The sequence below is a fragment of the Pseudomonas sediminis genome (assembly GCF_002741105.1).
Lineage (GTDB): Bacteria > Pseudomonadota > Gammaproteobacteria > Pseudomonadales > Pseudomonadaceae > Aquipseudomonas > Aquipseudomonas sediminis.
In genome coordinates this window covers 89693-101863 of record NZ_NIQU01000012.1, presented here as the reverse complement: position 1 = coordinate 101863, position 12171 = coordinate 89693, and the positions used below count along the sequence as shown (strand labels likewise).

13 protein-coding genes are annotated in these 12171 nt (G+C 62.0%); 5 read left to right on the top strand and 8 right to left on the bottom strand.

The features are described 5' to 3' along the window. Positions 1-53: 53 nt before the first annotated feature. The 5 genes from CDO35_RS22090 to CDO35_RS22070 form a co-directional block, all read right to left on the bottom strand. On the bottom strand, positions 54-434 hold the full coding sequence (locus tag CDO35_RS22090) for a RidA family protein (RefSeq protein ID WP_099526718.1): 381 nt from the start codon (positions 432-434) through the stop codon (positions 54-56). Between the two features lie 68 nt (positions 435-502). Continuing rightward, on the bottom strand, positions 503-2614 hold the full coding sequence (gene spoT / locus CDO35_RS22085; protein WP_099526717.1) for a bifunctional GTP diphosphokinase/guanosine-3',5'-bis pyrophosphate 3'-pyrophosphohydrolase: 2112 nt from the start codon (positions 2612-2614) through the stop codon (positions 503-505). 63 nt (positions 2615-2677) lie between these two features. After that, positions 2678-2941 (bottom strand): DNA-directed RNA polymerase subunit omega, encoded by a 264-nt coding sequence (gene rpoZ, locus CDO35_RS22080; protein ID WP_003242550.1) that lies wholly within the window; start codon positions 2939-2941, stop codon positions 2678-2680. A gap of 94 nt (positions 2942-3035) precedes the next feature. After that, positions 3036-3656, bottom strand: coding sequence for a guanylate kinase (gene gmk, locus CDO35_RS22075; protein WP_099526716.1), 621 nt, complete (start codon positions 3654-3656; stop codon positions 3036-3038). 53 nt (positions 3657-3709) lie between these two features. Beyond that, complete coding sequence (locus tag CDO35_RS22070) at positions 3710-4573, bottom strand: YicC/YloC family endoribonuclease (protein WP_099526715.1); 864 nt, start codon at positions 4571-4573, stop codon at positions 3710-3712. A gap of 139 nt (positions 4574-4712) precedes the next feature. Here CDO35_RS22070 and rph point away from each other — a divergent pair, with 139 nt between their 5' ends. Genes rph through CDO35_RS22055 form a run of 3 tightly spaced genes read left to right on the top strand, consistent with a single transcriptional unit; the run spans position 4713 to position 6575 of the window. Continuing rightward, positions 4713-5432 carry a ribonuclease PH gene (gene rph, locus CDO35_RS22065; RefSeq protein ID WP_099526714.1) on the top strand — a complete coding sequence of 240 codons (720 nt, stop codon included), beginning with the start codon at positions 4713-4715 and terminating at the stop codon, positions 5430-5432. A 27-nt stretch (positions 5433-5459) separates the two neighbouring features. After that, positions 5460-5831 carry a DUF4870 domain-containing protein gene (locus tag CDO35_RS22060; RefSeq protein WP_099526713.1) on the top strand — a complete coding sequence of 124 codons (372 nt, stop codon included), beginning with the start codon at positions 5460-5462 and terminating at the stop codon, positions 5829-5831. 24 nt (positions 5832-5855) lie between these two features. Continuing rightward, positions 5856-6575, top strand: coding sequence for a tetratricopeptide repeat protein (locus CDO35_RS22055; protein ID WP_243699124.1), 720 nt, complete (start codon positions 5856-5858; stop codon positions 6573-6575). A 43-nt stretch (positions 6576-6618) separates the two neighbouring features. On the opposite strand, the gene CDO35_RS22050 is transcribed toward CDO35_RS22055, so the two are convergent. Then, entirely contained in the window at positions 6619-7398 is a 780-nt protein-coding gene (locus CDO35_RS22050; RefSeq protein ID WP_061238319.1) for an exodeoxyribonuclease III, read from the bottom strand. A gap of 92 nt (positions 7399-7490) precedes the next feature. On the opposite strand from CDO35_RS22050, the gene pyrE reads away from it, so the two are divergent. Both pyrE and CDO35_RS22040 read left to right on the top strand, forming a co-directional pair. Next, on the top strand, positions 7491-8132 hold the full coding sequence (gene pyrE / locus CDO35_RS22045; protein WP_099526712.1) for an orotate phosphoribosyltransferase: 642 nt from the start codon (positions 7491-7493) through the stop codon (positions 8130-8132). Positions 8133-8153: 21 nt separating this feature from the next. Next, complete coding sequence (locus CDO35_RS22040; RefSeq protein WP_099526711.1) at positions 8154-8756, top strand: DUF4124 domain-containing protein; 603 nt, start codon at positions 8154-8156, stop codon at positions 8754-8756. Positions 8757-8917: 161 nt separating this feature from the next. On the opposite strand, the gene argB is transcribed toward CDO35_RS22040, so the two are convergent. Together argB and algC are read right to left on the bottom strand one after the other, a co-directional pair. Then, positions 8918-9823, bottom strand: coding sequence for an acetylglutamate kinase (argB, locus tag CDO35_RS22035; RefSeq protein WP_099526710.1), 906 nt, complete (start codon positions 9821-9823; stop codon positions 8918-8920). Between the two features lie 24 nt (positions 9824-9847). Further along, positions 9848-11242, bottom strand: a complete 1395-nt coding sequence (algC, locus tag CDO35_RS22980) for a phosphomannomutase/phosphoglucomutase (protein ID WP_208019987.1) — start codon at positions 11240-11242, stop codon at positions 9848-9850. Between the last annotated feature and the right edge of the window lie 929 nt (positions 11243-12171).

Genomic DNA, 12171 nt, shown 5'->3' with positions numbered 1-12171 from the left:
TCTCCATGCAGAGTGAGGAGGAAAGAGCGGGGCCTCAGGCCCCGCTGCGGCGCTTATTCCAGAACCAGAATAGCGTCCATTTCCACCAGCGAACCACGCGGCAGAGCGGCAACGCCGATGGCGGCACGAGCCGGGTAGGGTTGTTCGAAATAGCGGCCCATGATCTCGTTGACCTTGGCGAAGTGCGAGAGGTCGGTGAGGAAGATGTTCAGCTTGACGATGTCCTTGAACGAACCGCCGGCGGCTTCGGCAACGGCCTTGAGGTTCTCGAACACCTGCACGGTCTGTGCTTCGAAGCCTTCGACCAGCTCCATGCTCATCGGGTCCAGTGGGATCTGGCCGGACATGTAGACGGTGTTGCCGGCCTTGATGGCCTGGGAGTAAGTGCCGATGGCGGCTGGGGCCTTGTCGCTGGTGATGACGGTCTTGCTCATGAATCGCTCCTTGTGAGAACTGGCTGGGTCGAGCGCCCAGCCTACAGACTGGAAACAGGGGAATTGTGTCAGGCGCGTACTCGGGTGATACGCATCACGCCCTTGAGCGCGCGCAGTTTCTTGATCACACGGGCCAGGTGCACGCGGTCATGTACGCTGACCACCAGTTGCACGACGCTGATCCGGCCATCGCGTTCGTCCATGCTGATCTTCTCGATGTTGCCATCGGCCGCGTTGACGCTGCCGGCCAGCAACGCGATCAGGCCGCGCTGGTGCTCCAGCTCGACGCGCAGCTCGACGTTGAATTCGCCGGTGACATCCTTGGCCCAGTTGAGCTGGATGCATTTTTCCGGATTGTGGCGGATGTCGACGATGTTCCGGCAGCTCTCCATGTGCACCACCATGCCTTTGCCGGCAGACAGGTAGCCGACGATGGGGTCGCCGGGAATCGGCGTGCAGCACTTGGCGTAGCTCATCACCAGGCCTTCGGTGCCGCGAATCGCCAGCGGGCCTTCGCTGCTCGGCAGGGTCTCGTCGCCGCTCTCGGCCAGCAGGCGGCGGGCGACGACATAGGCCATGCGGTTGCCCAGGCCGATGTCTTCGAGCAGGTCCTCGATGACCTCCTGGCGGTATTCGCCCAGCACTGTCTGAATGCGCTCGGGGGAAATCTTCTCCAGGTGCGTGTCGAAGCTGGCCAGCACCTTGTTCAGCAGGCGTTCGCCGAGGTTGATGGATTCGGAGCGGCGCTGCTGCTTGAGGGCGTGACGGATGTGCGTGCGCGCCTTGCCGGTGACCACGAAGTTGAGCCAGGCCGGATTCGGGCGAGCGCCCGGTGCCGTGACGATTTCCACCGTCGAGCCGCTTTCCAGCGCTTGCGATAGCGGCGCCAGGCGACGATTGATGCGACAGGCGATGCAGGTGTTGCCGACGTCGGTGTGCACTGCATAGGCGAAGTCGACCGCGGTGGAACCTTTGGGCAGCTCCATGATGCGGCCCTTGGGCGAGAACACGTAGACCTCGTCCGGGAACAGGTCGATCTTCACGCTCTCGATAAATTCCAGGGAATTACCCGCTCTCTGCTGGAGTTCGAGTACGCCCTTGACCCACTGCCGCGCACGGGCGTGGTTGCCCTTGGGTACTTCGTCCTCGTTGGACTTGTACAGCCAATGCGCGGCGATACCATTGTTGGCCATCTCTTCCATTTCGCGGGTACGTATCTGGATCTCGATGGGCACGCCGTGCATGCCGAACAGCGTGGTGTGCAGCGACTGGTAGCCGTTGGCCTTGGGAATCGCGATGTAATCCTTGAAGCGGCCCGGCAAGGGTTTATACAAGTTGTGCACGGCGCCAAGCACGCGGTAGCAGGTGTCGACCTTGTCGACAATGATGCGGAAGGCGTAGACGTCCATTATCTCGTTGAACGCCTTACGTTTGCCGCGCATCTTCTGGTAGATGCTGTAGAGGTGCTTCTCGCGGCCGATCACTTCGCCTTCCATGCCCTCGCGTTGCAGGCACATCTGGATCGATTCCTCGATCTTGGCGACGATTTCCTTGCGGTTGCCCCGAGCGCGGCGCACAGCGGCGCGAATGCGCTCGGAGCGCATCGGGTGCATGGCCTTGAAGCCCAGGTCCTCGAACTCCACGCGCATGTTGTGCATGCCCAGCCGGTTGGCGATGGGGGCGTAAATTTCCAGGGTTTCCTTGGCGATGCGCCGGCTCTTCTCGTGCGGCATGGCATCGAGGGTGCGCATGTTGTGCAGGCGGTCGGCAAGCTTGACCAGAATCACGCGGATGTCGCGGGCCATGGCCATGGCCATCTTCTGGAAGTTCTCGGCCTGCGCCTCGGCCTTGGTCTCGAAGTTCATCTGGGTCAGTTTGCTGACCCCGTCGACCAGTTCGGCCACGGTTTCGCCGAACTGCGCGTTGAGCGCTTCCTTGGCGATGCCGGTGTCTTCGATCACGTCGTGCAGCATGGCGGCCATCAGGCTCTGATGATCCATGTGCATTTCGGCGAGGATGCTGGCCACGGCCAGCGGATGGGTCACGTAGGCTTCGCCACTGCGGCGGCGTTGACCATCGTGCGCCTGTTCGGCGTAGAAGTAGGCTCGGCGAACCAGGTTGACCTGGTCATGGCCGAGGTAGGCCGAAAGTCGGTCGGCGAGAGCGTCTATGCCAGCCATGGGAGACTCTCCCGTTGGCAGCTGTGGCTCTGCGCCGCGCGACTTCGACCCGGCATCATCGACTTACAGAGGCTCGTTGGCCTCTTCCTCGAAGGCAGCGAACAGCGGTTCTTCTTCGACGATGTCTTCCTGGGCGACGACTTCATAGTCCACCAGGCCGGCAGCGATTTCGCGCAGGGCAACTACGGTGGGCTTGTCGTTTTCCCAAGCCACTTTCGGCTCTTTGCCGCCGGTGGCCAGCTGGCGCGAACGCTTGGTCGCGAGCATGACCAGTTCGAAGCGGTTATCAACGTTGTCCAGGCAATCTTCGACGGTAACGCGAGCCATGGTGTTCCTCGTAACGTGTGCGGATAAGCTTGGCCCGAGCGGGCGAGCGGACTGGATAGTCTAAAAAATCACCAGCGACAATGGAAGCGCTGTTTTACGCCAGCAGTTCGCTGAGCAGGCCGGCATGGCGCTGCTGTTGCTGAGTTTGCGACAACTGGTTGCTGCGGAAGATGGCTTTCAGGTCGCTAAGGGCATGGTTGAAATCGTCGTTGATCACCAGGTAGTCGTACTCGACGTAGTGGCTCATTTCGCTGACTGCTTCGCGCATGCGCCGCTCGATGATCTCGCCGCTGTCCTGGCCGCGGTTGGTCAGGCGATGGCGCAGCGCTTCCTGGGTCGGCGGCAGGATGAAGATGGATTTGGCCTGCGGCATCAGCTTGCGCACCTGCTGCGCGCCTTGCCAGTCGATCTCCAGGATCAGATCGAAGCCTTCGGCCAGGGTCTGCTCGACCCAGGTCTGCGAGGTGCCGTAGAAGTTGTCGAACACCTGTGCGTGCTCGAGGAACTCGCTGCGTTCGATCATGGCATTGAACTGCGCGTGGTCAACGAAGTGGTAGTTGACCCCGTCCTGCTCGCCGGGACGCATGGCGCGGGTGGTGTGCGAGACCGAGACGCGAATCTGCGCCCCGCTGTCGATCAGGGCCTTGACCAGGCTGGTCTTGCCGGCGCCGGAGGGCGCGGAAACGATGTAGAGGGTGCCGGTGGTGGTGGCCATGAATACGATCCTGGGAAAACGATGGACGAAAGATAGCAGCCGTCTGGCTGGCGTTACTCGATATTCTGAACCTGCTCGCGCATCTGCTCGATCAGGACTTTCAAATTGACCGCAGCCTGCGTGCTGCGCGGATCGAACGCCTTGGAACCGAGGGTGTTGGCCTCGCGGTTGAGCTCCTGCATCAGGAAGTCCAGGCGCCGCCCGGCAGCGCCGCCGGCCTTGAGCACGCGGCGCACTTCGCTGACGTGAGTGCTGAGGCGATCCAGCTCTTCGGCCACGTCACTTTTCTGCGCCAGCAGAACCAGCTCCTGCTCCAGACGTTGCGGATCGAGCTCGGTCTGCATCTCGGCGAAGCGGGTTTCGATCTTCTGGCGCTGGCCGGCGAGCATCTGCGGCACCAGTTCGCGCAGAGCGGCGACTTCCTCGAGGATGCTGTCGAGGCGCTCGTTGAGCAGTTTGGCCAGCTCGGCACCTTCGCGGGCGCGGCCGGCCTTGAGTTCGCCCAGCGCCTGGTCGAACAGCTTCAGTGCGGCGGCGTTGAGTGCCTGCGGGTCGGCCGAGTCGGCCACCAGCACGCCAGGCCAGGCCAGCACTTCCAGCGGGTTGAGCGGAGCCGGTTGCTGGATCAGCGCAGCGACCTGCTCGGCGGCAGTGATCAGCTGGCGCGCGCGTACGCTGTCGACCTGCAGTTGCTTGCCGGCACTTTCTTCGGCAAAGCGCAGGGTGCATTCCACCTTGCCGCGCGATAGACCCTGGCGTAGCGCTTCGCGTACCGCACCTTCGAGGTCGCGGAAGGCTTCCGGCAGGCGCAGGTGCGGCTCGAGGTAACGGTGGTTGACCGAGCGCAGTTCCCAGCTCAGGGTGCCGTGGGCGGTTGCCTGCTCGTTGCGGGCAAAGGCCGTCATGCTATGAACCATGGGATACCTCGTGGAAGTCGGCTCGAAAAACGCAAGATTGTAGCGCAGTGAATCGACCCTACCCAATTCGGCATGTCGCCGCAGTCGCCCGACCTCTATAATGCGCACTGTTTTCACTTAATGAAGTAGGTATCGCTCGATGAAACGTCCCAGTGGCCGCGCCGCCGATCAGTTGCGCTCGATTCGCATCACCCGCAACTACACCAAGCACGCCGAGGGCTCGGTGCTCGTGGAGTTCGGCGATACCAAGGTGATCTGCACCGTCAGCGTCGAATCCGGCGTGCCGCGCTTCCTCAAAGGCCAGGGCCAGGGCTGGCTGACTGCCGAGTACGGCATGCTGCCGCGCGCCACCGGCGAGCGTAACCAGCGTGAAGCCAGCCGCGGCAAGCAGGGCGGTCGTACCCTGGAAATCCAGCGCCTGATCGGCCGTTCGCTGCGCGCGGCACTGGACATGACCAAGCTGGGCGAGAACACCCTGTATGTCGACTGCGACGTTATCCAGGCTGACGGTGGCACTCGTACTGCCTCCATCACCGGCTCCATGGTGGCGCTGCTCGATGCCCTGAAAGTGCTGAAGAAGCGTGGCGCGCTGAAAGGCGAGCCGCTCAAGCAGATGATCGCTGCAGTGTCGGTTGGCATCTATCAGGGTGAGCCGGTGCTGGATCTGGACTACCTGGAGGACTCAGCCGCCGAGACCGACCTCAACGTGGTAATGACCAATGCCGGCGGCTTCATCGAAGTGCAGGGCACTGCCGAAGGCACGCCGTTCCAGCCTGACGAATTCAACGCCATGCTGGCCCTGGCGCAGAAGGGCATGAACGAGATCTTTGAACTGCAGAAGGCCGCTCTGGTCGACTGAAACCCGTAACGAGCAAGGAGCACCAGGATGAATGACGATATGCAAAACCCGCTGCCGACGCCCAGTCAGGAAGCGCGTCAGTGGGCCATGTTCTGTCACTTCGCCGCGTTTCTCGGCCTGGTGTTCCCTTTCGGTAATCTGCTCGGTCCGCTGATCGTCTGGCAGATCAAGAAGGATTTCGACCCCTTCGTCGATGCGCAGGGCAAGGAAGCGCTGAACTTCCAGATCAGCGTGGCGCTGGCCGCCGTGCTCTGCTTCATCCTGATGGTGGTGGTGATCGGCTTCCCGCTGCTGATGCTGCTGGGTCTGGCCGCGTTGGTGCTGACCATCATCGCCGGTATCAAGGCCAATGAAGGGCAGAACTATCGCTACCCGTTCAGCTGGCGGCTGATCAAGTAATTCAATGGAGTTGGACGGCCGGGGGTGACCTCCGCCATGTCAGGGAAGGATAGTTTGATGAACGTGCGAATGTTGATGCCGGCTCTGTTTCTGACAGTGCTAGTCGGCTGCGGTGATGCTGCTCGGACGCTGGCCGAGCAGACGAAACTGCAGGCTTTGAGGATCGAAGCTGCGCAATTGCACGACGCGGGGCAGTCGCGGCAGGCGATTGCCAAGTTCGAAAAGGTAGTCGATAGCCCTATTGCAACGGATGCGGAGAAGGCTCATGCGCTTCGCTTCATCTCGCTGGGCTATTACGAGCTGAGTGAGTTTCCACGTTCAGGCGAGTACGCGGCCAAGGCGGCAGCTTACTATCCGCAGGGCTCCTACGATTACCTGGTGAACATGGCCGACGCCGACCTCATGCAGGGGCGCGTACCCGAGGCCGCTGCCAGGCTGGAGCAGGCGCAGGCCATGGAGCCACGTGGTCTGGCGGCCAACAACGTGCTGGGTCTGCTTTATTTGGGCGACAACGGTGAGCAGTATGCCGATTACCCCAAGGCGCTTGCCTACAATCGGGCGGCTTTCGAGATCGAGCCGGGGCGTATTACCGAGATCGCCCTGGTGCGTAACTACCTAGCTCTGCATGAATTCGAGCAGGCTCAAGGTCATTTGCTCGATTTGAGCAGGCGCTATGCCGATGACATGCTTATACGCGACCTGCTGGAGCAGGCCGAGAATGGTTTGAAGCAGGATCGCGAGTGACAAGAAAAAGCCGGCGATAAGCCGGCTTTTTCGTATCCGTCGTTCAGATGCTGAGAATCCAGTCGTAATCGACGATCAGCGGCGCATGCTGAGAGAAGCGCGGCTGGCGCGGCAAGCGGGCGCTACGCACGCTCCGGCGCATACCCGGAGTGAGCAGTTGGTAGTCGAAGCGGTAGCCCAGGTTAAGCATTTCCGCCTGCTCGTTATCCGGCCACCAGCTGAACTGGTCGCCTTCACGGCTGACCTCGCGCAGGGCATCGACATAGCCCATGTTGCCAACCACCTCATCCATCCAGGCGCGTTCGGGCGCCAGGAAGCCTGGTGATTGCTGGCAGTCGCGCCAGTTCTTCACATCCATCTTCTGATGCGCGACATGCAGCGAGCCGCAGTAGATGTACTCGCGGCGCTTGCGCCGTTGCTTGTCCAGATAATGGGTGAAGTCATCCATGAACTTGAATTTCTGATTCAAGCTCTCGTCACCGTCCCGCCCGCTTGGCAGCAGCAGGGTGGCGATACTTACCTTGTCGAAATCGGCCTGCAGGTAGCGCCCGTAGCGATCGGCCATCTCGAAGCCGAGGCCGCTGATCACCGCCTTGGGTTGCAATCGCGAGTAGAGCGCCACGCCACCTTGGCTGGGCACTTCACCGTCGCATGCATAGAGGAAATAACCATCCAACTGGAAGGCTTGGTCGTCCATTTCAAAGGCGGAGGCACGGGTGTCTTGCAGGCAGATCACGTCGGCATTCTGGGCTTGCAGCCAGCTGAGCAGACCTCGCTCGGCCGCAGCCTGAATACCATTCACGTTCACACTGATGATCCGCATAAATGGCCCCCAAAAACACGTGCGTGTATGATACCCGAGCTCACCAGCATTAGCTAAATTCCTAGCCAAATCCGTGCCGTCCGGGACTTTTCATGCAAGCGTACCAGCGCGATTTCATTCGTTTTGCCATCGAGCGCGGGGTTCTGCGTTTTGGCCAGTTCACCCTCAAGTCCGGGCGCACCAGCCCCTATTTCTTCAACGCCGGCCTGTTCGACAGCGGTCTGGCGTTGGCGCAGCTGGGGCGTTTCTACGCCGCAGCCATCGTCGACAGTGGTATCGATTTCGATGTGTTGTTCGGCCCGGCCTACAAAGGCATTCCTTTGGCGGCGACCACTGCTGTGGCGCTGGCCGAACATCATCAGCGCGATCTGCCCTGGTGCTTCAATCGCAAGGAAGCCAAGGATCATGGCGAAGGCGGTACCCTGGTCGGTGCGCCACTCAAGGGCCGTGTGTTGATCGTCGATGACGTGATCACCGCCGGTACCGCGATCCGCGAAGTGATGCAGATCATCCAGGGCCAAGGCGCACAGGCTGCCGGCACCTTGATCGCGCTGAACCGCCAGGAGCGGGGTCAGGGCGAGCTGTCCGCGATCCAGGAAGTCGAACGCGATTTCGGCATGCCCGTAGTGAGCATCGTGTCACTGGAACAGGTACTGGAATATCTGGCAGGGGATGCTGAACTGAAGCAATATCTGCCGGCTGTCGAAACCTATCGCGCCGAGTACGGAATCTAGCCCTAGCACAAGGTAGTCCTGATGCCTGCACCGTTCCTGACCCGCTGTACGCTGCTCTGTAGCTTGCTACTGCCGCTGTCTGGAGTGGCTGCCGAGCTGTATCGCTACGTTGATGACAAGGGCGTGACGGTGCTCAGTCGCCAGGGTGTGCCGCCTGAGTTCATCGGCAAGGGTTATGAGGTACTCAATGACCAGGGCCGTGTCGTGCGAGTGATCGCGCCGGCCCCAACGCCTGAAGAGTTCGCCCGTATGCAGGCGGACAAGGCTCGCGCCAGCAGTGATGCCCAACTGCTGCGGCTATACGCCAATCTCGATGATGTCGACCGTGCTCGCGAACGCAAGCTGGCCGAGCTCGACAGCGTCACCAGCGTCGCTCGCGGCAACCTGCAGTCGGTGCGTACCCAGCAAGCCAACCTGCAGAGCCAGGCCGCCGACCACGAGCGTGCCGGGCGCCAGGTGCCGGAGCACTTGCTAGCGCAGATCAATAACCTCAAGGAAGAGCAGCAGCGTCTGCAGCGCGATATCGCCCGCTACAAGGAAATCCGCACTCAAGCCGAGGCTGGTTTCAGCGCTGATCGCGCGCGCTTGGCCGAGTTGTTTGGAGAGCCGCAGCGTAAACCCTGATCTTCACCTCTGCGGCGCAACCGTCTCGAAATTCTCGATCTTTGCCGTGAGTCACTGCGGCAGCGGTGCGCCGATGTGTTTGCCAGGCCCTCTCCCGCCCTGCGGGCACCCTCTCCCGCGAGCGGGAGAGGGTCATCAGAAGGCCGCGTAGCGGCCGCTTTTTAAGGGCGCTTGCGGTTGCTGATCATGGTGCCGTTGCCGATATCGGTGAAGATTTCCAGCAGAACGGCATTCGGCACGCGGCCATCGATGATGTGCGAGCTGGTCACGCCACCTTGCACAGCTTCCAGCGCGCATTTGATCTTGGGCAGCATGCCGCCATATATGGTGCCGTCGGCGATAAGCTCGTTGACCTGCTCGGTGGTCAGGCCGGTGAGTACCTGGCCCTGTTTGTCCATCAGGCCGGCGATATTGGTCAGCAGCATCAGCTTCTCGGCTTTCAGCGCTTCGGCCACCTTGCCGGCTACCAGGTCGGCGTTGATGTTGTAGGACTCACCGCTCGGGCCGACGCCGATGGGGGCGATGACCGGGATGAAGTCGCCCTTGACCAGCATGTTCAGCAGATCGGTGTTGACTCCGGTGACCTCGCCGACATGACCGATATCAATGATTTCCGGTTGGGTCATTTCAGGCGTCTGCCGGCTGACCGTGAGCTTCTTGGCGCGGATCAGGCCGGCATCTTTACCGGTCAGGCCGATGGCGCTACCGCCATGCTGGTTGATCAGGTTGACGATGCTCTTGTTGACCTGCCCACCCAGCACCATTTCCACCACGTCCATGGTGGCGGTGTCGGTCACGCGCATGCCGTCGATGAAGTGGCTCTCGATGGACAGACGTTTGAGCAGATCACCGATCTGCGGGCCACCACCGTGCACCACCACCGGGTTGATGCCGACCGCCTTCATCAGCACGATGTCGCGGGCGAAGCCCTGCTTGAGCTCCTCGCTTTCCATGGCGTTGCCGCCGTACTTGATCACCAGGGTCTTGCCGACGAAACGGCGGATATAGGGCAGGGCTTCGGACAGTACCTTGGCAACTTGGGCAGCGGCGTCACGCTCGAGGGTCATGCAGGGGCTCCTGGAACAAATCGGTCAAAAGGGCAGTTGCAGGTCGGGGGCGACCTTGAGCAGTTGCGCGCGGAACACGTCCTGGATGCGCTCCAGCTCTTCCTGGGTGTCGGCCTCGAAGCGCAGCACCAGCACCGGTGTGGTGTTGGAGGCGCGGATCAGGCCCCAGCCCTTGGGGTAGTCGACGCGTACACCGTCGATGCTGGTGATGTTCGCCTCGCCCCATTGGCCTTCACGCTGCAGGCGCTCGATCATGCCGAACTTGGTCTGCTCGGTAACCTTGATGTTGATTTCCGGCGTGGAAATATCGCTGGGGAAGGCGCTGAACACCTGCTCGGCGTTGCGCTTTTCGAGGCTGAGAATTTCCAGCAGACGGGCAGCGCTGTAGATGCCATCGTCGAAACCGTACCAGCGCTCCTTGAAGAAGATGTGGCCACTCATTTCGCCGGCCAGCAGTGCGCCGGTTTCCTTCATCTTCTTCTTGATCAGCGAGTGGCCGGTTTTCCACATCACCGGACGGCCGCCATAGCCGCTGATCAGCGGGGTCAGGCGACGGGTGCATTTGACGTCGAAGATGATGTCGGCGCCCGGGTTGCGCGACACCACGTCCTTGGCGAACAGCATCAGCAGGCGATCCGGGTAGACGATGTTGCCGGTGTTGGTCACCACACCGACGCGGTCACCGTCGCCGTCGAAGGCCAGGCCGAGGTCGGCGTTTTCCGCTTTGACGCGGGCGATCAGGTCGACCAGGTTCTCCGGCTTGCCCGGATCCGGGTGGTGGTTGGGGAAGGTGCCGTCGACTTCGCAGAACAGCGGAATGACGCTGCAGCCCAGGGCTTCGATCAACTGCGGGGCGATCACGCCAGCCGCGCCGTTGCCGCAGTCGACCACCACGCGCAGCGGCTTGGCCAGGGCGATGTCGTCACGGATGGTCTTGAAGTAGCGCTGCAGTACATCGACCTGTTGCACGCTGCCAACGCCGCTGGCCAGGTCGTTGTTGTCCAGGCGGGTTTTCAGCGCGAGGATCTGCTCGTTGGCCAGGGTGTCGCCAGCGATGATGATCTTGAAGCCGTTGTAGTCCGGCGGGTTGTGGCTGCCGGTGAGCATCACGGCCGAGCGGCCTTCCAGCACGTTGGCGGCGAAGTAGACGACCGGGGTCGGCACCATGCCGATATCGGTGACTTCGCAGCCGCAGTCGAGCAAGCCTTGCACCAGTTGCTGCAACAGCTCTGGGCCGGACAGGCGGCCGTCACGGCCGACGATGACCTTGGGTTCGCCCTGTGCCAGGCTCTGCGAGCCGATGGCGCGGCCGATCCAGTAGGCGTATTCGGCGGTCAGGGTGTCGCCCACCACGCCACGGATGTCGTAGGCGCGGAAAATATCGGCGGGAAGTTTCGGGGCGCTTTGGCTAGTGCTCATTGCGGGGCTCTGCTCCAGTCCCAGGAGATCCTGGTCTTCATCGAGAATGTCGATATCGAGGATATCGGTGTCCTGAAACAGCGGGTCGACCAACTCGGCTGGCTTGGCTGCCGGCTGAACGGCGGGGGCCGCGGCTGTTCCTTTAGCGGGGGTACTGCTGCCTTCAGCGCTACTGCGGCGCGGTAATCGTGCCAGGCTTTGGGCCAGCGCATCGAGCGCCGGAATGCTGAGGCTGAAGGCTTTGACGTTCTTACCCGCAGAGAGTTCTTTGAGCATTTGCCCAAGCTGCTGGGCGTCGAGATTGACGCGCCGCTGCAGCGCGCCCTGAACCAGAATCATGCCGATCAGGGCGCCGCCCACTGCGAGCAGGAACGCGAGGCCGAGCATTGCCGGAGCGATGCTGCCTTGCGTCAGGCTGGGGCCGGGGGTGAAGCTGATCTTCCAGTAAGGGTTACCGGTAGAGAAGGTCTGCGCAGCGGCAGCGTCGCCTGCCTGGCCGCGCTGTAGGAGCACCTGTGCCGGCGTGTTGGCGAACTGCTGCACCAGCTGCACCTGGCCATACTCGGCGGGTAGCGCTGGCACAGCTGCGAGTACGCGCTGCAGGTCGAAGGCCAGCAGCAGCGTACCTTGGGCCGGCTGGCTCTCACTCAGGCGCAGCGCCACGGCGCTATAGGCCAGCCAGCGCTCACCCACACGATAGGCTTCGGTGGCGGCTTGCTGACCGCTTTCAGTGCGGCGCAGCATATCCAGACCGGCGAAGTTCATCGGCGCGGCACGGGAGGTGTTCTGTACCGCTTCGCCGCGGCGATTAAGGTGGGCATCGATCACGCCGTCCCAGTAGCCCAGGCGCCGTTCGGCTTCGCTGACCCGCAGGTTGTCGCCGCTCTGCAGTGCTTGCAACAGCTCAGGGTTACGAGCCGCGGCGAGGC

What these genes read in the sequence shown, in the direction of transcription:
- CDO35_RS22050 (WP_061238319.1), bottom strand. Translation starts at nt 7,398, where the DNA reads ATGCGGATCATCAGTGTGAACGTGAATGGTATTCAGGCTGCGGCCGAG.
- argB (WP_099526710.1), bottom strand. Translation starts at nt 9,823, where the DNA reads ATGACCCTCGAGCGTGACGCCGCTGCCCAAGTTGCCAAGGTACTGTCC.
- spoT (WP_099526717.1), bottom strand. Translation starts at nt 2,614, where the DNA reads ATGGCTGGCATAGACGCTCTCGCCGACCGACTTTCGGCCTACCTCGGC.
- CDO35_RS22060 (WP_099526713.1), top strand. Translation starts at nt 5,460, where the DNA reads ATGAATGACGATATGCAAAACCCGCTGCCGACGCCCAGTCAGGAAGCG.
- CDO35_RS22090 (WP_099526718.1), bottom strand. Translation starts at nt 434, where the DNA reads ATGAGCAAGACCGTCATCACCAGCGACAAGGCCCCAGCCGCCATCGGC.
- pyrE (WP_099526712.1), top strand. Translation starts at nt 7,491, where the DNA reads ATGCAAGCGTACCAGCGCGATTTCATTCGTTTTGCCATCGAGCGCGGG.
- algC (WP_208019987.1), bottom strand. Translation starts at nt 11,242, where the DNA reads ATGAGCACTAGCCAAAGCGCCCCGAAACTTCCCGCCGATATTTTCCGC.
- rpoZ (WP_003242550.1), bottom strand. Translation starts at nt 2,941, where the DNA reads ATGGCTCGCGTTACCGTCGAAGATTGCCTGGACAACGTTGATAACCGC.
- rph (WP_099526714.1), top strand. Translation starts at nt 4,713, where the DNA reads ATGAAACGTCCCAGTGGCCGCGCCGCCGATCAGTTGCGCTCGATTCGC.
- gmk (WP_099526716.1), bottom strand. Translation starts at nt 3,656, where the DNA reads ATGGCCACCACCACCGGCACCCTCTACATCGTTTCCGCGCCCTCCGGC.
- CDO35_RS22070 (WP_099526715.1), bottom strand. Translation starts at nt 4,573, where the DNA reads ATGGTTCATAGCATGACGGCCTTTGCCCGCAACGAGCAGGCAACCGCC.
- CDO35_RS22040 (WP_099526711.1), top strand. Translation starts at nt 8,154, where the DNA reads ATGCCTGCACCGTTCCTGACCCGCTGTACGCTGCTCTGTAGCTTGCTA.